A 21,787-nucleotide genomic window follows, 5' to 3' on the forward strand; every position below is an offset into this window, starting at 1 on the left:
CTAAAAAGGGGTGGGTCACTTGCTAAATAAATGGGAAGGCATCGTACTACGATCAATCCCTTACGGCGAGTCCAACAAAATCGTCACTTTGTTTTCAAAGGAAGCCGGCAAAGTGACGGCAATGGCCCGCGGTGCAAAAAAACCTAGAAGTAAACTTGCTGCCGTTACTCAACCATTCACTCACGGGTCCTATCTTATCCGGAAAGGACGAGGGATGGGAACGCTTTCTCAGGGCGAACAAATTGAATCCATGCGTCATATTCTCCAAGATTTAGAAGTGACTGCGTATGCCAGCTATGTCGTTGAAATTGTCGATAAGATGACGGATGAAAATGAACGTGTCCTAGGCGTCTATGAATTGTTGTATGAAGCGCTGCATGCAATGAATGAGGGGTATGATCCAGAGGCAATATCATTGTTTGTCGAATGGAAGATGTTGCCCGTTGGCGGTATACACCCCGTGCTTCATGAGTGCGTCAATTGCCGTGCGACTGAAGGTGAATTCGGATTTTCTTTTAAAGAGATTGGTTTTCTTTGCCACCGCTGTTTTTCCGTGGATCCGTATTTGGTTCGCATAACGCCGAATCAGTTGAAGCTAATTCGTACATTTTATACGGTGCCAATCAACCGTGTGGGAAATTTAACGTTGAAAAAAGAAACGAAAACGTTTATGAAAAAAATTATTCAAACAGTTTATGATGAACAACTCGGAATTTGGTTTAAGACAAGATCTTTTATCGATCAACTCGAATCTACACCCGAATTATTACCAAAAAAAGAACCCCGTGAAGGAAGTTGAAAAACTTCTCTCACAGGGTTTTTGTTTTTAAATTAAAATTCTAAATGTTTTTTAATATAATCCTTTACCTCGTCAATCGGCATGCGGATTTGCTCCATTGAATCACGATGTCTCACTGTAACTTGATGATCTTCTTCCGAGTCAAAATCATACGTGATACAGAACGGGGTACCGATTTCATCTTGTCTGCGATATCTTCTACCAATCGACTGCGACTCATCGTACTGTACGACGAAATGTTTACGTAGGTCGGCATAAACTTTCTCCGCACTTTCCGAAAGCTTTTTAGATAAAGGCAGAACGCATGCTTTGACAGGCGCGATTGCCGGGTGGAATTGAAGAACTGTACGCTTGTCATCACCGTCAAGATCTTCCTCTTTATAAGCGTCAGTCAGGTAAGCTAACGTTACCCGGTCGGCGCCAAGTGAAGGCTCGATGCAGTATGGCACAAATTTTTCATTCGTAACCGGATCTTGGTAATGGAAGTCTTCACCTGAAAATTCCATATGACGTTTAAGATCAAAGTCTGTTCGGTTAGCAATACCCCAAAGTTCGCCCCAGCCGAATGGGAATTTATATTCAATATCGACCGTGCCTTTTGAATAATGGGATAGCTCATCTTCAGTATGTTCACGTAAACGTATATTGGATTCAGTCAAGCCTAAGCTTAGTAACCAGTTTTTTGAGAAATCGCGCCAGTATTCGTACCATTCGTTATCCTCGCCTGGTTTACAGAAGAATTCCAATTCCATTTGTTCGAATTCGCGCGTACGGAATGTGAAGTTTCCTGGAGTTATTTCATTACGGAAACTTTTTCCGATTTGCGCGATTCCGAAAGGCATTCTCTTTCTCATTGAACGCTGAACGTTTTTAAAGTTTACAAAAATTCCTTGCGCTGTTTCCGGACGTAAAAATATCTCGTTTGCTGATGAGTCCGTAACACCTTGAGAAGTTTTGAACATTAAATTAAACTGTCGTATTTCAGTGTAATCCATAGCGCCGCAAGATGGGCATACTACATCATGTTCTACAATCAATTCATTCATTTTATCAAATGACAGACCGTCAACAACGATCTCCATTCCTTTTGCATCGAGTGCATCTTCAATTAGTTTATCTACTCGGTGACGGGTTTTGCATTTTTTACAGTCAATCATTGGATCATTGAAGTTTCCTGTGTGTCCAGATGCTTCCCATACTTTCGGGTTCATCAGTATAGCTGCGTCAAGACCCACGTTATGTGGAGATTCTTGAACAAACTTCTGCCACCATGCTTTTTTAATATTGTTTTTCAGTTCTATTCCGAGAGGACCATAATCCCAAGTATTTGCTAGTCCTCCATAAATCTCGGATCCAGGAAAAATGAATCCTCTTGTTTTTGCTAAATTAACTACTTTCTCCATAGTACCAACATTCCTTTCAAATAAAAATAAGCACTCATCCCCGGACATAAAGTCCGGGGACGAGTGCATAATGACCCGCGGTTCCACCCCGTTTGGCTGAAAAAACCCATCAGCCCTCTTGGAAAGTACATAGCTCAAGGTTGCCTTTTCATGTCTTTGTTGGCTCTCACTATCCCAACTCGCTTTGTAGTAGACATTACTTTAATACCTCTCAACGCTTATTTAGTTCACTAATTAGTGTATCATGATTCCGATTTCTTCGCAATAGTGGCCGTCTTCGTATATAATAAGCGAGTAGATTACATATTAATGATTATTTGATATTTATGAATTATACACGTAAGGCGGTGACCCATGGAACTTAATAAGCGTCAGACCGACATTCTTGAAATTGTTAAAGAAAATGGTCCAATTACCGGCGAGCAGATAGCCGTGCGATTAAATCTAGTGAGAGCAACAATCCGTCCTGACCTTGCAATCCTGACGATGGCAGGTTATCTTGATGCAAGACCGAGAGTAGGGTATTTCTTCTCGGGAAAGAAACCGGTTAAGTCTCTTAACGATAGCATTAATGCAATGAAAGTCGGAGATTTTCAATCAAGACCGGTTGTTGTCACTGAGGAATTATCCGTTTATGATGCAATTTGTCAAATGTTTCTAGAAGATGTCGGCACATTGTTTGTTGTCGATAAGTCTTCCTATCTTACCGGAATCCTATCCAGGAAAGATTTACTAAGATCATGCCTGGGGAACAATGAAATCGATAAAGTGCCAGTTCATATAATCATGACCAGAATGCCGAACATAACTTATTGCAAAAAGGCCGATACATTACTCACGGCAGCTGGAAAAATGATAGATAAACAGATTGATTCACTTCCAGTCATAATAGACAAAGGAACGGGTCTTGAAGTTGTTGGCCGAATTACAAAAACAAATATTACCGCAGCATTCCTATCGCTTGCGGATGACCATGAATTATGAGGGTGATTGTATGAAGAAACTTACAATGTTCATCGTCTCTGACTCCGTCGGAGAAACGGCTGAACTCGTTGCGAAAGCCGCAGCAAGCCAGTTTGGAAGAGGACTAGATTCAGTTGTATTAAAGCGTTTTTCGCATATTGAAGATGAAACACAGTTAGAAGAAATTGCTTATTTAGCACGTGAACAAGATGCAGTAATTGTTTATACGCTTGTTAAAAGTTGTATGCGCAAAAGAATAAAAGTTGAATGTCAAAACAAAGGCATAAAGTGCATTGATTTACTTGGTCCTGTCGTTGACCAGCTCAGCCTTCAACTTGACGAGAAACCAAGGGAAGAACCAGGATTAGTGAGAAAACTAGATGATGATTACTTCAAAAAAATCGAGGCGATCGAGTTTGCCGTTAAATACGATGATGGACGAGATCCACGTGGCATATTAAAGGCGGATATTGTATTAATAGGTGTCTCAAGAACTTCTAAAACACCATTATCGCAATACCTGGCACACCAACGGTATCGGGTGGCTAATGTGCCGCTTGTTCCTGAAGTCGATCCACCAGAAGAATTATTTATGATTGATCCTAAAAAATGTTTTGCACTTATTATTTCACCGGAAAAATTAAATACGATTAGAAAAGAACGGCTTATCGCACTAGGCTTGCGTGATGATGCTAATTATGCCAAACTTGAAAGAATCCAAGCAGAAATCAAGCATTTCAGGGAAATAACGGATAAGATAGGATGTACTGTGGTTGACGTCACGACCAAAGCTGTTGAAGAGACAGCAAATGTAATTATTGGTGAACTAACAAATCGAAGTGAATAATTAAGAAGAACCTTCCGTTATGGACAGGTTCTTCTTTTAGGGACACTATTTATCTTTAGTTGATTAATGATAAGTCGTGCGAAATAGTGTAGAATAATAGTTTCGGAGTATTATTAAGAAATCTGTCGAATAAAGAAGGATATTCAAAGATTTTCTCGAAATATAGTATACAGAGTAGAAGATGGTGATATCATGACAAGAATATCAGAGGAGATAATTGAAGCGGTTCGTACGAAAACCGATATAGTGGATCTTATTGGAGAACATGTACAACTGACGAAAAGGGGCAAAAACTGGTTTGGGCTTTGTCCTTTTCATGGGGAAAACACACCTTCATTTTCAGTTTCTGAAGACAAACAACTTTTTCATTGCTTTGGATGCGGAGCAAGCGGCAATGCAATTACATTTGTTATGGATATCGAAAATCGACAATTTACAGATGCGGTTATTAAACTTGCAGAACGTACAGGAATAGAAATCGACCCCGCATTAAGTCATGCGTCTAATGAATCCAAACCGCGTGATGAATTTAAACATATGGTTGAAGCACATTCCCTAGCCGCGAATTTTTACAGTCATCTACTCTTAAATACAGTAGAAGGGGAAAAAGCGCTAGAATATCTAGAAAATAGAGGATTTACGAGACTCGATATCGAAAAATATGGAATCGGATGGTCCCTTGATGAATTTGACGCGCTATCTACATTACTCCAACGTAAAGGTTTTAATATGATGGAAATGGAAAAAGCAGGCCTTTGTATAATGAAGGATGATGGCACTGGTTTCTTTGATAGGTTCCGCGGACGTATTATGTTCCCACTTCATGACGATAATGGTAACGTGATTGCATTTTCAGGTCGGACATTAGTGGATGGAAAGGAAGTAGCAAAATACCTAAATAGTCCAGAAACACCTATCTTCGAGAAAAACAAAATGTTATACAATTTGCATAATGCACGTCTTAATGTACGAAAAACGGGTAAAGTAATACTGTTTGAAGGTTTTATGGATACGATTTCGGCTGATCGCGCAGATATTAAAAACAGCGTGGCACTTATGGGAACAGCTTTATCAGATGCGCATCTCATTAAAATGAAGCGAGTTGCAAAAGAAGTAATCATATGCTGCGACGGGGATGATGCTGGATGGGAAGCTGCTAAAAGATTTTCCGGCATGATTTCACGTAATGGGTTTGATGTGCAAATCGCATTATTACCTACAAATATGGATCCTGATGATTATATTATGGAATTCGGCGGACAAGCCTTTCGTGATCAAATTATCGGAAATCCACATTCGTATATGTCATTCATCATGGCATATGCTAAACGTTCTAAGAACTTCTCTTATGAAAATGATGTTTTGCAATTTATACACGAGGTTCTCGAGGAATTGGCAAAACGCGTATCTCCAGTAGAGAGGGATATGTACATTCGACAACTTTCAACCGAAACAAATATTTCGGTTGAAGCGATAACACAACAATTCATGAAAATGGCAGGAAATCGGGCAAGGCAGGCGAAAGCAGAGCCTGTAGATTTCGCAAGCGGCGGTAATATTACTGAAAAAAATGTACCAAAACGAAACAAAACGGGGACCCAGCGAGCAGAGCGATTATTATTATACCATTTATTAAATGATGGATCCCTGTTTGACCGCTTTCAAAACGAGAGAAGAGACGTTTTTATTGGCGATGATTATTCAGCAATATTCGTTCGTCTTGCCGGATTTTATGAAGAACATGGAATGCCTGATTTTCATAGGTTTGCGGAGTCGCTAGAAGATCGCAACTTAAGGAAAATTGTCCTTGAAGCCGCGATGACTGAACGTGATCCTGAACATACTGAACAAGAAATTGAAGACTGCGTTAAACATTTGGAGAAATATCGAATTGGGTTAACAATTCAAAAGAAATTACATGAATCTAAAGAAGCTGAAAAGAAAAATGATCATACCCGGGCGCTGGAGCTGGCCAGGGATATTATACAGCTCCGGAAATCATTATCGGCTAAATAGCCACATCCGGTGTTAGGAGGAGGAACGGGTAAGATGACTAAAAAAGAATTATCTGCAGGAATGAAAGAAGAACTTACAATTAAAGAAGTTAAAGCACAATTATTAGAAGCAGGAAAGAAAACTGGTGAAATAACGCTTGATGAGGTTACGGAAAAACTATCTCCATATGAGATAGAACCAGAGCAATTTGAGGAATTCCTTGATTTACTGGAAGCGCAAGGCATTGATATGGATCGAAAATCGGAAGATGAAGAAGAAGAGGCCGAAAAAACGACGACTAAAGAAGTAGTGGATGACTCTAAGCTTGATTTAAACGATCTCAGCGTCCCGCCAGGCGTGAAAATTAATGATCCTGTTCGAATGTATTTAAAAGAAATTGGTCGTGTAGACTTACTTACTGGCGACGAAGAAGTCGCACTTGCAAAACGCATAATCGAGGGTGACGAATCTGCAAGTAAAGAACTTGCAGAGGCGAACCTACGATTAGTTGTAAGTATTGCAAAACGATACGTCGGACGTGGAATGTTATTCCTTGACCTTATCCAAGAAGGAAATATGGGCTTGATTAAAGCTGTAGAGAAATTTGACCATACAAAAGGATTTAAATTCAGTACGTACGCAACATGGTGGATCCGTCAAGCAATCACCCGTGCAATTGCCGACCAAGCCCGAACAATTCGTATTCCGGTTCATATGGTTGAGACAATCAACAAATTAATTCGCGTTCAAAGACAATTGTTGCAAGACTTAGGCCGTGAACCTTCACCAGAGGAAATTGGAGAAGAAATGGAACTAACTGCGGACAGAGTACGTGAAATTTTAAAGATTTCCCAAGAACCTGTATCGCTTGAAACGCCAATTGGTGAAGAAGATGATTCTCATTTAGGCGATTTCATCGAAGACTCTGAAGCTCAATCACCTTCAGATCACGCGGCATATGAATTATTAAAAGAACAATTGGAAGATGTACTTGATACATTAACCGACAGAGAAGAAAATGTACTTCGTTTACGTTTTGGTCTAGACGACGGTAGAACTAGAACACTTGAAGAGGTCGGACGAGTATTTGGTGTAACCCGTGAACGAATTCGTCAAATTGAAGCGAAAGCACTTCGCAAATTAAGACATCCTTCGAGAAGTAAACGTCTAAAAGATTTTCTTGAATAAGATTAACAAGCATCGGTTAAACCTTGCCGATGCTTTTTTTATTGGAAAATTTAATGAATAAGTTGAGATTCTATCTTCCTATTCGGTATAATCATAGATGTAAGCGTTTACGAAAAGGGGATGGATATCTTGAACTTTGATTTGACAGAAGAACAACAGATGATTAAGAAGATGATTCGTGCATTCGCGGTTGAGGAAGTGGCACCTGGGGCAATCGATCGTGACCGAACAAAAGCTTTTCCTGTTGAAGTGTTTAAAAAACTTTCGGAAATGGGCTTAATGGGGTTGCCATTTTCTGAGAAGTACGGCGGTGGAGGGGCAGATACAACAAGTTTTGCGATTGTGACGGAAGAACTGAGTCGTGCATGCGCATCGACCGGGATTACATATTCCGCACATATTTCACTTGGTGGAGCCCCAATTCATTTATTTGGCACCGAGGAACAAAAGGAAGAGTATTTAACACCTATTTGTACGGGAGAATCATTTGGGGCGTTTGGGTTAACAGAATCGAATGCCGGTTCGGATGCGGGGGGGACGCAAACGACTGCTGTAGAAGATGGTGATGATTTTATCATAAATGGTTCAAAAGTGTTTATCACAAATGCGAGCTATGCAAAAAATCTTGCACTTACTGCGATTACTGGCATGAATAATGGAGAAAAAGAAATAAGTGCAATCATAGTACCGACTGATGCAGAAGGATTTACAATAATCGACAATTATGAAAAAATGGGCCTCAATGCTTCAAATACAACTGAACTCATCTTAGATAATGTTCGTGTGCCGAAAGAAAACCTGCTAGGGGCTCGTGGCAATGGTTTTAAGCAGTTCCTAGTCACGTTGGACGGCGGACGTATCGGGATAGGCGCAATGGCTGTCGGCATAGCCCAGGCGGCATATGACCGTGCGTTGCAATACTCTAAAGAACGAAAGCAGTTCGGAAAAACGCTATCCCAGTTCCAAATCACGCAATTCAAACTAGCCGACATGGCGCTGAAAATCGAACTCGCCCGAACTATGGTTTATAAAGCGGCTTGGTTAAAAGATCAAGGTCGTCCATTTTCTAAAGAAGCAGCGATGTGTAAATTGTATGCGTCTGAAATTGCGATGGAAAATGCGTCCGAGGCGATACAAATACACGGCGGATATGGCTATATGAAAGAATATGAAGTGGAAAGATATATGCGCGATGCCAAGCTCCTGGAAATAGGTGAAGGCACATCTGAAGTTCAACGAATGGTTATTGCTAGGCTGATTGGCTGCGAATAAGACCGTTTATGTCGAAATTGTCACAAAGAGAGAAGGAAATGCGGTAAATTACTTTCAGTTTTCCAAGTGATACAGTACAATATTAGTTGTGTATTGTTATCATCACAGAATAGATTTTGAAGAAGGAGGGTAATTCAATGAAAAATCCTATTATTCCTTTTCTCCTGATTTTCTCACTTGGAATTGGTCTTATTTTCTTTATGTCTCTTTATGGAATTGAGCAAAAAGAAGAAATCGCTAAAGAAGCTGAAGGAGATACTACTGAAGAAGCTGAAGCGGACGTGGCGGATTTCGATCCTGAAGTCGCGATTGGTCAATGTGTTAGCTGTCATGGTGGGGATTTAACTGGTGGAATGGGCGGAGCTGCTCCTGGTTTAGTTGGAACTGATTTATCTAAAGAAGAGCTCGTAGATATCATCCAAAATGGGGTTCCGGGCACTGCAATGCCGGGTGACCTAGTACCAGCAGAACACCTTGATGAAATGGCAGATTATATTTTATCACTTGAATAATTAATGAAATTGAAAGAGCCATCTGTCTGCAGAACCTATTCTGTTGGCAGAGGCTTTTTCTCTTTCGAGAACTCCAGGAAGGAGCTGATATTGTTGACAACCATTAAATTATCGGAAAGGCTACTAGCAGTTGCCTCTCACATAACACAAGGAGCTATCGTTGCTGATATTGGTAGTGACCATGCCTATTTACCAACCTATTTAGTTCAAAAAGGGATCATACAAAAAGCTGTCGCAGGTGAAGTTGTAGTCGGTCCTTATGAGACAGCAAGAAATTCTGTTTTTCGACACGGGGTAAGTGACAAAATAACAGTCAGGTTGGCGGACGGTCTTTTTGCTATTGAAGAAAACGACGGCATTGATACCGTAACAATCGCGGGGATGGGTGGATCGTTAATCGCTACAATTTTGGAACAAGGAAAAAAGCGCCTCCAACATGTGAAACGTTTGATTGTTCAACCGAATCTTCATGCAAAAGCGATTCGGGAATGGGCTGTTTCGAACAACTGGGAACTAGTGAATGAACAAATTCTGAAAGAGGATGGAAAAATCTATGAAATTCTTGTGCTTGAAAAAGGAGTTATTTCCTACGATGATCTTGAACTATTAGTAGGTCCGTTTTTGCTTGCCGAGAAGAACAGTATTTTCCGGGAAAAATGGGAAAATGAAATCAGTCAATGGACTCAAGTGTTAAGCTCACTTGAAAAAGCGGTTGAAACCCCAGAGTTGGTTAATAAAAAAGAACAATTGTCCGGCAATATAGAAAGTCTTGGAAAGGTGTTGGAAAAATGAAAACAGTGAATGGTCATGAAGTCATCGAGCTATTTGAAAAGTGGTCTCCGAAACGGTATGCGCTTGAAGGCGATCCGGTCGGTTTACATATCGGCCAATTGAATCGCACGGTTGAAAAAGTGCTTGTGACACTAGACGTAAACGAAGCAGTTATTGATGAAGCAATTGAAGTTGGAGCAAATCTTATTATTGCGCATCACCCGCCTATATTTCGACCTTTAAAAAACATTGCAACAGATACGCCGCAGGGGAAAGTCATTGAAAAGTGTATTAAAAATGATATTTCAGTTTATGCTGCCCATACAAATCTTGATGTTGCACCAGGCGGGGTAAATGATTTACTTGCGGCGCGGCTAGGCCTAAAAGAAACAAAGGTCTTGTCACCAACGTATTCTGAAGCCTTGTATAAATTTGTAGTATTTAGTCCAGCTACGCATGCTGAAGAAATACGAAAAGCAATGGCATCAAGCGGAGCGGGTGCGATTGGCGAATATGAAGGATGCAGTTTTACGACGAGTGGAACTGGACGATTTACGCCGGTTGGCCAAGCGAATCCATATATAGGAGAAGTTGGGCTAGAGGAAGAGGTAGATGAAGTGAAAATCGAAGCGATTGTACCAGAGAAATTGCGTGATAAGGTGCTTCGCTCAATGCTTAAAGCTCATCCTTATGAAGAACCCGCTTATGATATATTTCAGCTGGATCAGCAAACGAATAATCTGGGACTTGGACGGGTTGGAGAATTGGATGAACAAGTCAGGCTTGGACAATTTGTTGACCGTGTAAAAAAAGCTTTCAATGTCCCTGTAGTCCGTTTTGTTGGAAATCCTTCTAAAGTTATTAAAAAGGTAGCCGTATTGGGCGGAGATGGCAATAAGTATATACACGATGCCAAAAGAAGTGGTGCGGATGTTTATGTTACCGGCGATCTTTATTATCATGTCGCCCATGATGCAGAAGCGTTAGGTCTATCGATTGTGGACCCAGGACATAATATTGAAAAAGTGATGATTGAAGGTGTTGTAGATTATATGACAGCTGCTTGTTCGGAAGAAAAATTTGCGGTTTCATTCATCAAATCAGAAATTAAGACAGAACCATTTCAATTCAGGTAAACAAAAACCGGTCCTTTGCGAGAAAGGGACCGGTTGCTATTAAGCATATGGTTCGATACGTTCGACTGGTGTCGGGTTTTTAATTCTTGGTAGAATTTTTTCTAACAAAAACTTCTTTTCTGGATGATGAGTCGTTGAATCTTCAGGGTCAAATTTCTCGAGAAATGCGATGACCTCACGAACAACAATCGTTGGGGTAGAGGCACCGGCTGTAACCGCAACAGTGTTAATGCCTTTTAACCAATCAATCTCAATCTCTGATACGTCAGAAACTCGATAAGAAGGCGTATTGGCAATTTCGACGGACACTTGCGTAAGTCGGTTCGAGTTATTACTCAATGGATCGCCCACTACTATGAGCAGGTCAGCTTCTCCAGCTTGTTCCGCAACAGCTTCTTGCCTTACTTGTGTAGCAAGACATATTTCTTGTACAGCTTCTATATGCGGATATTTAACTTTTAAAGCTTCCATCAGATGAGCAACATCCCATTGACTCATTGTCGTTTGATTTGTGACAAGCAGTTTTTCATTGTGAACGTTTAGTTTATCAACATCATCAAGTGTCTCAATGAGGTGAACTTGTTTTGGTGCTACACCGATGGCTCCTTCAGGTTCTGGGTGATGGCGCTTACCGATGTATACAATGTCAAATCCTTCTGCTGCCTTTTCTTCAATTAAATCATGTGTCACTGTAACATCCGGACAAGTAGCATCTATGGATACAAGTCCTTTTTTTCTAGTAAGCTCTCGAACTTCTGGAGAAACACCGTGAGCAGTGAAAATAACTGTGCCTTTATCTGCTTTTTCCAGGATTTCCAAACGATCTTTTCCATCTAACGTGATAATGCCATCTTGTTCAAATGCTTCTGTTACGTGTTTATTGTGTACTATCATGCCCAATATATAAATGGGTCTTGGTAATGTTTTGTCGAGTGCCGCGTTTCGTGCAATGATCATTGCATCGACAACCCCGTAGCAATAGCCTCTAGGGGTAATCTTCAACACTTTCATCCAATTCACTCCTCTAATAGGATTCTGTAATCTATTATAACGGAGTCAACTCGCATGTTCAAAGTTTATCGGTCTGGTTGAAAGATTCTTGGTATAGAAGGACGCGGGCCGCTTGGCGGGGTAAAAGCTTCTGCGGCTCTCGGTGCTGCTCTAGACGCGCCACTCGCGGCACCGCCGGCAGTTGAAGCCCCAGTACCTTCTCCAGCGGACGGAATCGATTGAAAACCTTTATATAATTTCCACATTGCAGGTAAATTGCGCATCATTGGCGCAAACTGCTGAACAACAGGCGCATACTGTTGGGCAGTATTTATTAACCGATTAGCTGTTTGCATATAACCGTCTATTTTTGAAGGTCCTTGCCCGGAAGGAAATCCCTGAGAACCTTGTCTAGGATTAACGAACGGATTGTTCGGTCTTCCGAACTGATTTGGTTGTCCGGGCGGCTGCCCCGGTCCAGGAAATGGGCGCATGCCAAACCCCTGCGGTCTTTGAGGTGGCGGTTGGTTTCGAGAGAATGGATAAAAAGATTCGTATCTCAATTTTAAACTCCTTTCCTTTAATCAAAATAAACTTTCATATTGTATCGTATGCGAAAAGGACATACGACGGCACGGAATCATGGTACAATGTAGATAAGTTAGGAGGCAGATTTTTTATGTCGAAATTCACAGATTATCAATTTCAGCCGTTTCTCCGAGAAGCGATTCGGGAACTCGGCTTTGAAAGTCCAACACCCATTCAGAAGGAAATTATTCCATTAATCCTTCGCGGTACTTCAGCAATTGGTCAAGCGCACACTGGAACAGGGAAATCCCACAGTTTCCTTATTCCAATTGCTGAAAGAACCGATAGTTCTACAGATGATGTACAAGCAGTTGTTGTAGCACCGACACGAGAGTTAGCTACTCAGTTATTTGATGAACTTGCAAAACTAACTAAGGAAACTGCCATTCGGTCGTCGCTTCTTATTGGTGGAACCGATAAGGATCGATCAGCTAGCCGATTGAAATCCAATCCACATATAGTGGTTGGAACACCTGGAAGAATTAATTATATGGTCGAAAATGGTGCGTTATTAATCCACACGGCTAAGATTCTTGTTATTGATGAAGCGGACTTGGCCTTTGATATGGGCTTTGTTGAAGATATTGATAAGTTCGCTTCAAAAATGCCGTCAGATCTAGAAATGTATGTATTTTCCGCGACAATTCCAGAAAACTTAAAACCATTTCTAAATAAGTATATGGAATCGCCTGCGCATGTGAAGATTGGAAAGCGTAAATCTTTAACAGAAGGTATGCGTTATTCACTTGTTCCAGTTCGGGGAATGCAACGCGAGAAGAAATTGTTGCAAGTACTTGAAGGGATCACGCCATACTTGGCAATCATCTTTACAAATACCCGGAAAAATGCAGATGCATTGGCAGACTTCATGGCAGAATCCGGAATCAAAGTCGGGAAGATTCATGGTGATCTATCACCGCGTGAAAGAACACGTATGATGAAAAGAATCCGCGACTTGGAATTCGAATATATTGTTGCGACCGATCTTGCTGCTCGGGGCATTGATATTCCTGGTGTCAGCCACGTTATTAACTACGAATTACCCGATGAATTAGAATTCTTCATTCACCGTGTCGGACGCACAGCACGAGCAGGACTTGAAGGAACTGCAATCACCTTATATGATCCATCCGAAGAGGATAAAATCATCCGAATAGAAGCAATGGGAATTCCGTTTGTTCACGAAGAAGTGAAAAAAGGTGAATGGGTTGAAATTAAGGAAAGACACGCAAGAAAAAAGAGAACGAAGCAATTAGACGATATTGATCGGAAAGCCATTGCTTTTGTTCGTAAACCTAAAAAAGTCAAACCGGGCTATAAGAAAAAAATGGCCCAACAAATTGAAAACATAAAGAAACGTGAAAGGAGAATTAAGCGTAAAAAATGACAGTTATAAAACCTTTATTACTTGGATCTCACGTTTCAATGAGCGGGAAGAAAATGTTACTCGGTTCAAGTGAGGATGCACTTAATTATGGTGCAACAACATTCATGATTTACACAGGAGCACCGCAAAACACGCGCAGAAAGCCAATCGAGGAGCTAAATATCGAGGAAGGCTTGAAACATATGAAGGCCAATGGCATTTCAGACATTGTTGTTCATGCTCCGTACATTATAAATATTGCAAACACTACAAAGCCGGCTACCTTTCAATTAGGTGTTGACTTTTTGCAAAAGGAAATTGAACGAACAGCTGCACTGGGAGTGAATCAAATCGTTCTTCATCCGGGTGCTCATGTCGGTGCCGGCGTTGAAGCTGGAACTGCAAAAATAATCGAAGGATTAAATGAAGTGCTATCTCAAGATTACCCAGTTCGTATCGCGCTAGAAACCATGGCCGGTAAAGGAACAGAAATTGGTCGCAATTTTGATGAAATAGCCAGAATTATCGACGGCGTGACCCATAATGAGCGTTTGTCTGTATGCTTTGATACTTGTCACGTTCATGACGCTGGTTATGATATTGTAAATGACTTCAAAGGCGTTCTCGATGAATTCGATCATATCGTGGGCAAAGATCGAATCTCTGTTATTCATGTGAACGATAGCAAAAATGAACGTGGTGCAATGAAGGATCGACATGAAAACTTGGGCTTCGGTCATATTGGATTCGAAGCATTAAACTTTATTGTCCATCACCCCGAATTCCAAAGCATTCCAAAAATTTTGGAGACACCTTTTGTTGGAGCCGATCCAAAGAAAAAGGTTGCCCCTTATAAATTTGAAATTGAAATGCTTAAGTCGAATATGTTCCAGCCAGATAAAATTGAACTTCTAAAAGTATAAAAGATAACCCGTCAACAGACTAGTCGTTGTTGACGGGCTTTTCATTGCCTAATTGCGTGTATCATCGTTTTGCATCGAAATACATTTTCAGTAATTGTTCGGCTTTACGATCGCCAATTGCAATTCTAACTTTCTTTATGAAGACTTCAGGTATCCCAGTGAATATCCAGTGAAATGAAACTTCATCTAATAAAGGACGTAGTGCTCTTATTTCTGAAGTTGTTAAATCAATTCCATACGAGCTTGCAAAAGCTTTTACATCATAATCACTGCTCATTTTTAACTCATTTAATAATTGAACATAGTCCATTAACTCATCCTTCTTTCTTTAAAGGTTGTATCCCGAGTTACCTTGTATTATAATTAACAAATCGTAATCATTCCTATTAGGAAGAAAGGAACCACCCTATGAAAAATATACTTATTGATTTGGACGATGTTTATTTTAGTTATGAGCAAACAACTGTCCTTGAAAATATAGACTTAACTGTAAAAGAAGGGGAGTTCTGGGCGCTTATCGGGCCAAACGGGTCGGGAAAATCAACACTTATCAATATTATTCTTGGACTTTTGAAACCGAATCGCGGTTCAGTATTGTTATTCGAACAAGATGTGGAGCGTTTTCAACACCGGGAACTAATTGGCTACGTTTCTCAAAAATCAAATTCATTTAACTCTGGGTTCCCTGCAACTGTTATGGAAGTTGTTAGAAGCGGCCTGACAAGAAAAACAGGCTTATTTAAAAGTTTTGCTAACAGAGATGAAAAAAAAGCAATTCATGCACTAAGCGTAGTTGGTATGGAAGAGTATGCAAAACAAAATATCGGAGAATTATCCGGTGGTCAGCAGCAGCGCGTATTTATTGCGCGGGCACTTGTGGGTGATCCAAAACTGTTAGTGATGGACGAACCAACTGTAGGCATAGATCAACAAAATGTGAAATCGTTTTATTCTATGCTAAATAAATTGAATCGTGAACATGGTATTGCTATTTTGCTAGTCACGCATGAAATCGATTTAGTTACAGATTTAGCAACGCATGTCGCTTGTTTAAACCGTACGATTCACTTCCATGGTATGCAATCAGACTTCAAGAAAATGGAAGATGAAGATATATCAAAATGGTATGGTCATCCAGTTAGACGTGTCCATCAGCATACAGAGGAGACGGAATCATGATTAATGCACTTCTTACTTATGAATTTTTACAAAATGCGTTTTTATCCGGAATAATTATCGGTGTTATCGCGCCTCTTCTCGGACTTTTTATTGTTGTTCGACGTCTTGCTTTAATCGCTGACGCCTTAAGCCATGTAGCGCTTGCGGGAATTGCGGGAAGTCTGTTTTTGAGTCAACAAGTTTTGTTTTTCTCCGGACTTAATCCCGTGTATCTTGGAATCGGCTCTGCGGTCGGCGGATCTCTCTTAATCGAAAAGTTAAGAGGTATGTATGAGCATTATGAAGAATTGGCTATTCCAGTGATATTGTCAGCTGGGATTGGGTTTGGCGCAATATTTATTTCTCTTTCTAAAGGGTTTGGCTCTGATTTAATCGGTTATTTATTTGGCTCGGTTTCAGCTGTCAGCCGACAGGATTTACTCATTGTTATCGTGATTGCTATTATCGTTATCGGGTACATTCGATTTTTATATAAGGAACTTTTCGTGCTTTCATTTGACCCGGAATACTCGAAAGTGTCGGGCATTAATGCTCGTTTTATTCAAATGTTTTTTATGATAATTACAGCGCTCGTTATCGGTGCATCGATGCGAATTGTAGGCATATTGCTCGTTTCATCATTGATGACTGTTCCTGTTGCAGCAGCCATGCAAATCGCCAAAAGTTTTAAAGGGGCTATGATTTATTCCATCATTTTCGGGGAGATTGCAGTAATTATAGGCCTGTTTTCTGCCTATCATTTGGATATCGCACCCGGCGGAACAATTGTTGTCACATCGATTCTATTGTTGTTAATTGTCTTGGCTTGGAAAAAAGTCCGTGGTGATCGGAAAACTGTTAATGTTGAGGGGGAGCTTGTATGACGATTGATGAAGCATGGCGTATTCTTGGAGAAAATCAATTGAAGCGAACCAAAAATAGAGAAGTACTGCTAGATTTGTTTTTGGAAAATGATCGCTATTTAACGGCTGGAACGATAAAAGATTTCATGGAATCCGAAAATCCAGGCATAAGTTTTGATACGATATACCGAAATTTAACGACATTTACTGAATTAGGAATTCTAGAGGAAACTGAACTGTCGGGTGAAAGACATTTTCGAATGCACTGTGATGCGGGTGTTCATCATCATCATTTCATTTGTACAACATGCGGTAAAACACAAAACATTCCAGATTGCCCGATGGATTTAATCGCTATAAACTTGCCGAACTATGAAATTAAAGGGCATAAATTTGAAATATATGGTAAATGCCCGTTATGTGTTGCATGAAAAAGAAAAAACGGTGTGCAACTCAATATTTTGAGTCGCACACCGTTTATTTCGTTACGGCTGTTTCTATTGGAAATAATCTTTGGATCCATTTATTGGCTTCTTGCCAGTCATAAACACGAATTACACTTTCGGGAATTGGTTTTCTATTGTAAGGCGTGTCGAACAGAATAACTGGGATATCGAGTTCTTCACTGATATCAACAGCATTGTCATGTTTATCCTCGAAAAAAGCATGTACATTATGTTTTTTTGCAGCCTCAATTTTATAATGACTTCCGATTAACTCGATATGATCGTACGGAATCTCTTCGCGTTTGAACCAATCAGTTGTAGTATCAAGTACGTTTTCACCACGTGCCGAAATATAAAATAATTCATATTGCGGCAACCAACTTTCCAAAATTTCCTTTGCAAATTCCTGCGGTGGGGAAGTGTCATAAATCATTGCTTCTGCAGTTTTATACCACTCATAAAATTGCTTCGGATCTACAGAAAAAGCTTTTGTTAAATCATATTCTTTAATGTCATCAAGTACGAGCTCAACTTGATATTGCTTATTGATATGCGGTAAGAGGGCAGTAGGGCAAGTTACAGTTCCGTCGATATCGATTCCAAACCGATAATTTCTCATTTAGCGCCTTCCGCTTCAAGTAATAATTCTTCTTGACGTTTCTTTTCGAAGTATTCTTCCGCAAGTTTGTCGATTTCGACTTTTAATTCTTCAACCATTGTTTCCTCAGGGACTTTTCGAACGGTTTTTCCTTTCATGAATAAAAGGCCTTCACCGCGTGCTCCCGCTATACCGATATCCGCTTCTCTAGCTTCTCCTGGACCGTTTACCGCGCAACCAAGAACCGCCACTTTAAGCGGTGCTTTTATGTTTGAAATATATTCTTCGACTTCATTTGCAATTGAGATTAGGTCGATTTCAATTCGTCCGCATGTAGGACAAGAGATAAGTGTCGCTGCATCGGAAGAGAGACCGAACACCTTTAATAATTCACGACCGACTTTAACTTCTTCAACTGGATCCGCGCTAAGCGATACACGAAGCGTGTTTCCGATTCCAGCTGAAAGGAGTGTTCCGAGGCCTGCAGAGCTTTTTACGGTTCCAGCAAATTGAGTTCCGGATTCGGTGATCCCTAGGTGAAGCGGGTAATCGAATGCGGCTGCAGCTTTCATATAAGCTTCCACTGCAAGATTCACATCGGATGCTTTAAGTGAAACGATAATATCATGAAAATCGAGATCTTCTAATATTTTAATATGATGCAGGGCACTTTCAACCATTCCATCAGCAGTTGGATAGCCGTACTTTTCAAGGATTTTTCTTTCCAGTGATCCGGCATTAACGCCAATTCGAATTGGAATACCTTTCGCTTTAGCAGCATTAACAACTGCTTCGACTTTTGCTTGTCTGCCGATATTGCCTGGATTAATCCGGATTTTATCCGCGCCTTGTTCAATTGCAATTAAAGCTAGTTTGTAATCGAAATGGATATCAACGACGAGCGGCACATTAATTCGCTTTTTGATAGCTCCAATGGAAAGCGCTGCGCGTTCATCTGGACATGCGACTCTAATGATTTGCACGCCAGCTTCTTCAAGTCGCAGAATTTCTTCAACTGTAGCATCTACATCGTGGGTTTTAGTTGTTGTCATGCTTTGTATAAATAGTTCATCACTTCCGCCAATCGTTAAATTACCGACTCGCACTGGACGTGTTTTAGATCGGTGAATAATTTCACTCATTAATTGTTCACTCCTTAGTTTGTTAAAGACAGTCTATTGTTTATATTTTATCAATCTATGTAGAGAAAAGGCAAGAGAATGCCTTATATTGCTTATTCTACGCAATTAGTTGCTTGGATGCTAGACATAGGAAGCTTTATTTTTTCTCCACCGACAATTTCTTGTTTTTGTAAATGCGGGTTTAATGAATAAAATTTAGTCAATCTATCAAGCAGGGTTGTTTCATGATCAGGGTAAAGTGCAAATAGTGATTGGATGGTATCGTTATCAATTGACGTTACAGTAATTGAATAAGTTTCATCTTCACACTTTTTTGGTTCATCAACAAATGTTTTAGTAGGGATTGTCCCTTCAACGAGGTCGATGCGAATAAAGTGGATTAGAGTGAAAATTATAGCTGCGATTAGTAGTATTCTCATTAAAATTCCCCCTTTCGCCAATGTATGCGGGAAAGAAGGAATTATTCATCGGTTTTTATTATTGTTGAATAGGGTAATACTTAATAGCAGATAAAATATAAAGCAAGTGAACGATTGAAGATATTAAAAATCCATTCGATGCAATTCCAGGGAAAAAATCAAATCCGATCGTCAATAGCATAGGTACAGTCATTGCGATTGCGGAAGTTCTCCAGATTTGCAGATAGTTACCGCGCTTTCTTCTAAGTTTTAAAAATAAAGAACCTATGTATGCAAAAATGGTAATTCTGATAAAAACATAAAATGTACTAATGACTAGCTGTAAAAGCAGTGCCATCGGATAAATCAGCCAGCCAATTTTTGCACCATGTTCTATTAAATCCGGATTTTGCTCTAATAATAATTCATCATTCAAGTAAAAACGGCCAAATGAAATAATGGTGAATAAGAAAATGAACATGAATACGTATTTAAAAACTCTTCCGATTGGAAGAAGTCTAAATGCGGCTAGTTTCTTCGGTTCGTAAATACCTGCAATGAATAATTGATGAAATTTCATGATTCCGCCTCCTAACTCTATTGTATTCTATCATTACTCAATAATAAATGGACTATATGTAATTTCGACAGATTGATGACATTTTCGACATCAATTGTAAAGGTAATGTAAATTTTCATGTTTTCTATTTACATTAAAGGAACTTGGCAAGCATAATAAGGTGAATTGTTTATATTGAATGATTGGGGATGACTATTTAATGGAATTGAACTGGCAAGAAATGATATTCCAGTTTCTTGGTGGACTTGGAATTTTCTTATTTGCGATAAAGTACATGGGGGATGGCCTCCAAAAAGCAGCCGGAAACAGGCTTCGGGATATTTTAGATCGATTTACGACGAATCCATTTATGGGCGTTCTTGTTGGAATTATTGTTACTGTCTTAATACAATCTAGTTCCGGAACAACTGTAATTACCGTAGGACTCGTTAGTGCCGGTTTTATGACTTTAAGACAAGCAATTGGCGTTATTATGGGTGCAAATATCGGGACAACCGTAACAGCATTCATTATTGGATTAGATGTAGGTGCTTATGCGCTTCCAATTATGGCAGTTGGAGCATTCCTAATATTTTTCGTCAAAAAGAATCAAATTAAAAATTTGGGAGAAGTCGTTTTTGGGTTCGGGGGTCTTTTCCTAGGACTCGAGCTAATGAGCGGTGGTATGAAGCCTCTACGGGAACTTCAAGCATTTACTGATTTAACACTTTCGATGAGTGATAATTCCATACTTGGCGTAGTTGTCGGAACAATTTTCACTTTGATTGTACAAAGCTCAAGTGCGACTGTCGGGATTTTGCAGGGTTTATACGCTGAAAACCTAGTCGATTTAAAAGCAGCGTTGCCAATCCTATTCGGGGATAATATTGGAACAACGATTACGGCCGTGTTGGCTTCGATCGGTGCATCTGTAGCTGCAAGAAGAGCAGCCGCGACACATGTACTCTTCAATGTAATCGGTTCTGTTATTTTCATTATATTACTCGTCCCATTTACCGCATATGTTGAGTGGATAACATCAGTACTAGCACTTGAAAGTAAAATGCAAATAGCATTTGCACATGGTTCTTTCAACGTAGCTAATACAATCATACAGTTTCCGCTAATAGGTGCGTGGGCGTGGTTAGTGACAAAACTAATTCCAGGCGAAGATGTAACAATAGAGTATCGCCCAAAACATTTAGATTATCATTTCATCCAACAATCGCCAGCTGTTGCGATTGGTCAAGCTAAAGAAGAAGTTATTCGTATGGGTGATTTTAGTGTTCAAGGATTATCAGTTACGTATGATTATTTAAAAACTGGTGAAAAGAAACATGCTGAAACAGGTTATCAGATTGAAGATGCCATTAATAACCTTGACCGGGAAATTACAAATTATTTAATTCAGATTTCATCGGTTAATATCTCTCCTGACGAATCAGCTCATCACGTTACATTAATGGAAACTGTGAGAGACATTGAACGTATCGGGGATCATTTTGAAAACATCATTGAATTAATTGATTATCGGGATGTAAACAGAGTGACCTTGTCAGATGATGCAATAAATGATTTATCCGAGATGTTCACCTTAACAATTGAAACTGTTCAGAAAGCTGTTCAATCGCTTGATTTGAACGATATGGATTTAGCAAGAACAGTCACTCAGAAAGAAGATTTAATCGATAAAATGGAACGTAAATTCAGAAAAAATCACATCTTACGCTTGAACGAAAGAAGTTGTTCCGCACAAGCTGGTATGGTGTTCGTCGATATCGTTTCAAACTTGGAACGAATTGGTGACCATGCAGTAAATATTGCAGAAGCTATACTCGGCAAACGAGGATAATACAGTAATTTAAAAAGG

The 21,787-nt window shown here is 39.9% G+C and carries 23 protein-coding genes; 15 read left to right on the forward strand and 8 right to left on the reverse strand.

Translation table 11 applies throughout. The annotated features are described in order from the left end of the window. The first annotated feature begins 19 nt into the window (after window positions 1–19). Window positions 20–799 carry a DNA repair protein RecO gene (gene recO, locus JSQ81_RS01100; protein WP_212605918.1) on the forward strand — a complete coding sequence of 260 codons (780 nt, stop codon included), beginning with the start codon at window positions 20–22 and terminating at the stop codon, window positions 797–799. Between the two features lie 32 nt (window positions 800–831). Here recO and JSQ81_RS01105 read toward each other — a convergent pair whose 3' ends face one another. Continuing rightward, on the reverse strand, window positions 832–2,202 hold the full coding sequence (locus JSQ81_RS01105; RefSeq protein WP_212605919.1) for a glycine--tRNA ligase: 1,371 nt from the start codon (window positions 2,200–2,202) through the stop codon (window positions 832–834). Between the two features lie 354 nt (window positions 2,203–2,556). Between JSQ81_RS01105 and JSQ81_RS01110 the strand changes: the two genes are divergently transcribed. From JSQ81_RS01110 to JSQ81_RS01145, 8 genes are all read left to right on the forward strand, one after another. Further along, a complete protein-coding gene (locus JSQ81_RS01110; protein WP_212605920.1) occupies window positions 2,557–3,186 on the forward strand; it encodes a transcriptional regulator CcpN in 630 nt (209 codons plus the stop codon). 10 nt (window positions 3,187–3,196) lie between these two features. Next, window positions 3,197–4,012 carry a pyruvate, water dikinase regulatory protein gene (locus tag JSQ81_RS01115; RefSeq protein WP_212605921.1) on the forward strand — a complete coding sequence of 272 codons (816 nt, stop codon included), beginning with the start codon at window positions 3,197–3,199 and terminating at the stop codon, window positions 4,010–4,012. Between the two features lie 192 nt (window positions 4,013–4,204). Next, window positions 4,205–6,028, forward strand: a complete 1,824-nt coding sequence (gene dnaG / locus JSQ81_RS01120) for a DNA primase (protein WP_212605922.1) — start codon at window positions 4,205–4,207, stop codon at window positions 6,026–6,028. 33 nt (window positions 6,029–6,061) lie between these two features. After that, on the forward strand, window positions 6,062–7,195 hold the full coding sequence (gene rpoD / locus JSQ81_RS01125) for an RNA polymerase sigma factor RpoD (protein WP_212605923.1): 1,134 nt from the start codon (window positions 6,062–6,064) through the stop codon (window positions 7,193–7,195). 129 nt (window positions 7,196–7,324) lie between these two features. Further along, window positions 7,325–8,467, forward strand: coding sequence for an acyl-CoA dehydrogenase family protein (locus JSQ81_RS01130; protein ID WP_212605924.1), 1,143 nt, complete (start codon window positions 7,325–7,327; stop codon window positions 8,465–8,467). A gap of 137 nt (window positions 8,468–8,604) precedes the next feature. Continuing rightward, window positions 8,605–8,979: a c-type cytochrome gene (locus tag JSQ81_RS01135; protein WP_212605925.1), complete on the forward strand. Its 375-nt coding sequence runs from the start codon at window positions 8,605–8,607 to the stop codon at window positions 8,977–8,979. Between the two features lie 93 nt (window positions 8,980–9,072). Continuing rightward, window positions 9,073–9,771: a tRNA (adenine(22)-N(1))-methyltransferase gene (locus tag JSQ81_RS01140; RefSeq protein ID WP_212605926.1), complete on the forward strand. Its 699-nt coding sequence runs from the start codon at window positions 9,073–9,075 to the stop codon at window positions 9,769–9,771. Beyond that, complete coding sequence (locus JSQ81_RS01145) at window positions 9,768–10,886, forward strand: Nif3-like dinuclear metal center hexameric protein (RefSeq protein WP_212605927.1); 1,119 nt, start codon at window positions 9,768–9,770, stop codon at window positions 10,884–10,886. Before JSQ81_RS01140 ends, JSQ81_RS01145 begins: the two co-directional genes overlap by 4 nt. A gap of 39 nt (window positions 10,887–10,925) precedes the next feature. On the opposite strand, the gene JSQ81_RS01150 is transcribed toward JSQ81_RS01145, so the two are convergent. Both JSQ81_RS01150 and vrrA read right to left on the reverse strand, forming a co-directional pair. Continuing rightward, on the reverse strand, window positions 10,926–11,897 hold the full coding sequence (locus JSQ81_RS01150) for a 4-hydroxy-3-methylbut-2-enyl diphosphate reductase (protein ID WP_212605928.1): 972 nt from the start codon (window positions 11,895–11,897) through the stop codon (window positions 10,926–10,928). Between the two features lie 65 nt (window positions 11,898–11,962). After that, window positions 11,963–12,439, reverse strand: coding sequence for a VrrA/YqfQ family protein (gene vrrA / locus JSQ81_RS01155; protein WP_212605929.1), 477 nt, complete (start codon window positions 12,437–12,439; stop codon window positions 11,963–11,965). 116 nt (window positions 12,440–12,555) lie between these two features. On the opposite strand from vrrA, the gene JSQ81_RS01160 reads away from it, so the two are divergent. Next, the gene (locus JSQ81_RS01160) at window positions 12,556–13,851 is read left to right on the forward strand and encodes a DEAD/DEAH box helicase (protein ID WP_212605930.1); all 1,296 of its coding nucleotides are present in this window, start codon (window positions 12,556–12,558) and stop codon (window positions 13,849–13,851) included. After that, a complete protein-coding gene (locus tag JSQ81_RS01165) occupies window positions 13,848–14,753 on the forward strand; it encodes a deoxyribonuclease IV (RefSeq protein WP_212605931.1) in 906 nt (301 codons plus the stop codon). Before JSQ81_RS01160 ends, JSQ81_RS01165 begins: the two co-directional genes overlap by 4 nt. Before the next feature lie 61 nt (window positions 14,754–14,814). On the opposite strand, the gene JSQ81_RS01170 is transcribed toward JSQ81_RS01165, so the two are convergent. Next, window positions 14,815–15,063 carry a hypothetical protein gene (locus tag JSQ81_RS01170; protein ID WP_212605932.1) on the reverse strand — a complete coding sequence of 83 codons (249 nt, stop codon included), beginning with the start codon at window positions 15,061–15,063 and terminating at the stop codon, window positions 14,815–14,817. A gap of 98 nt (window positions 15,064–15,161) precedes the next feature. On the opposite strand from JSQ81_RS01170, the gene JSQ81_RS01175 reads away from it, so the two are divergent. Genes JSQ81_RS01175 through JSQ81_RS01185 form a run of 3 tightly spaced genes read left to right on the forward strand, consistent with a single transcriptional unit; the run spans window position 15,162 to window position 17,205 of the window. Further along, on the forward strand, window positions 15,162–15,932 hold the full coding sequence (locus JSQ81_RS01175; protein ID WP_212605933.1) for a metal ABC transporter ATP-binding protein: 771 nt from the start codon (window positions 15,162–15,164) through the stop codon (window positions 15,930–15,932). Continuing rightward, complete coding sequence (locus JSQ81_RS01180) at window positions 15,929–16,795, forward strand: metal ABC transporter permease (RefSeq protein ID WP_212605934.1); 867 nt, start codon at window positions 15,929–15,931, stop codon at window positions 16,793–16,795. The genes JSQ81_RS01175 and JSQ81_RS01180 overlap by 4 nt, the downstream gene beginning before the upstream one ends. Beyond that, window positions 16,792–17,205, forward strand: a complete 414-nt coding sequence (locus JSQ81_RS01185) for a Fur family transcriptional regulator (RefSeq protein WP_212605935.1) — start codon at window positions 16,792–16,794, stop codon at window positions 17,203–17,205. Before JSQ81_RS01180 ends, JSQ81_RS01185 begins: the two co-directional genes overlap by 4 nt. A gap of 46 nt (window positions 17,206–17,251) precedes the next feature. On the opposite strand, the gene JSQ81_RS01190 is transcribed toward JSQ81_RS01185, so the two are convergent. The 4 genes from JSQ81_RS01190 to JSQ81_RS01205 form a co-directional block, all read right to left on the reverse strand. Then, complete coding sequence (locus tag JSQ81_RS01190; RefSeq protein WP_212605936.1) at window positions 17,252–17,839, reverse strand: hypothetical protein; 588 nt, start codon at window positions 17,837–17,839, stop codon at window positions 17,252–17,254. Then, complete coding sequence (gene ispG, locus JSQ81_RS01195) at window positions 17,836–18,960, reverse strand: flavodoxin-dependent (E)-4-hydroxy-3-methylbut-2-enyl-diphosphate synthase (RefSeq protein WP_305849474.1); 1,125 nt, start codon at window positions 18,958–18,960, stop codon at window positions 17,836–17,838. Before ispG ends, JSQ81_RS01190 begins: the two co-directional genes overlap by 4 nt. 92 nt (window positions 18,961–19,052) lie before the next feature. Further along, complete coding sequence (locus JSQ81_RS01200; protein ID WP_212605937.1) at window positions 19,053–19,379, reverse strand: hypothetical protein; 327 nt, start codon at window positions 19,377–19,379, stop codon at window positions 19,053–19,055. 58 nt (window positions 19,380–19,437) lie between these two features. Continuing rightward, complete coding sequence (locus JSQ81_RS01205; RefSeq protein WP_212605938.1) at window positions 19,438–19,938, reverse strand: DUF1189 family protein; 501 nt, start codon at window positions 19,936–19,938, stop codon at window positions 19,438–19,440. 199 nt (window positions 19,939–20,137) lie between these two features. Between JSQ81_RS01205 and JSQ81_RS01210 the strand changes: the two genes are divergently transcribed. Beyond that, window positions 20,138–21,769: a Na/Pi cotransporter family protein gene (locus tag JSQ81_RS01210; protein WP_212605939.1), complete on the forward strand. Its 1,632-nt coding sequence runs from the start codon at window positions 20,138–20,140 to the stop codon at window positions 21,767–21,769. Window positions 21,770–21,787: the final 18 nt, after the last annotated feature.

Origin of the sequence: Sporosarcina sp. Marseille-Q4063, assembly GCF_018309085.1 — a bacterium.
Taxonomy (GTDB): domain Bacteria; phylum Bacillota; class Bacilli; order Bacillales_A; family Planococcaceae; genus Sporosarcina.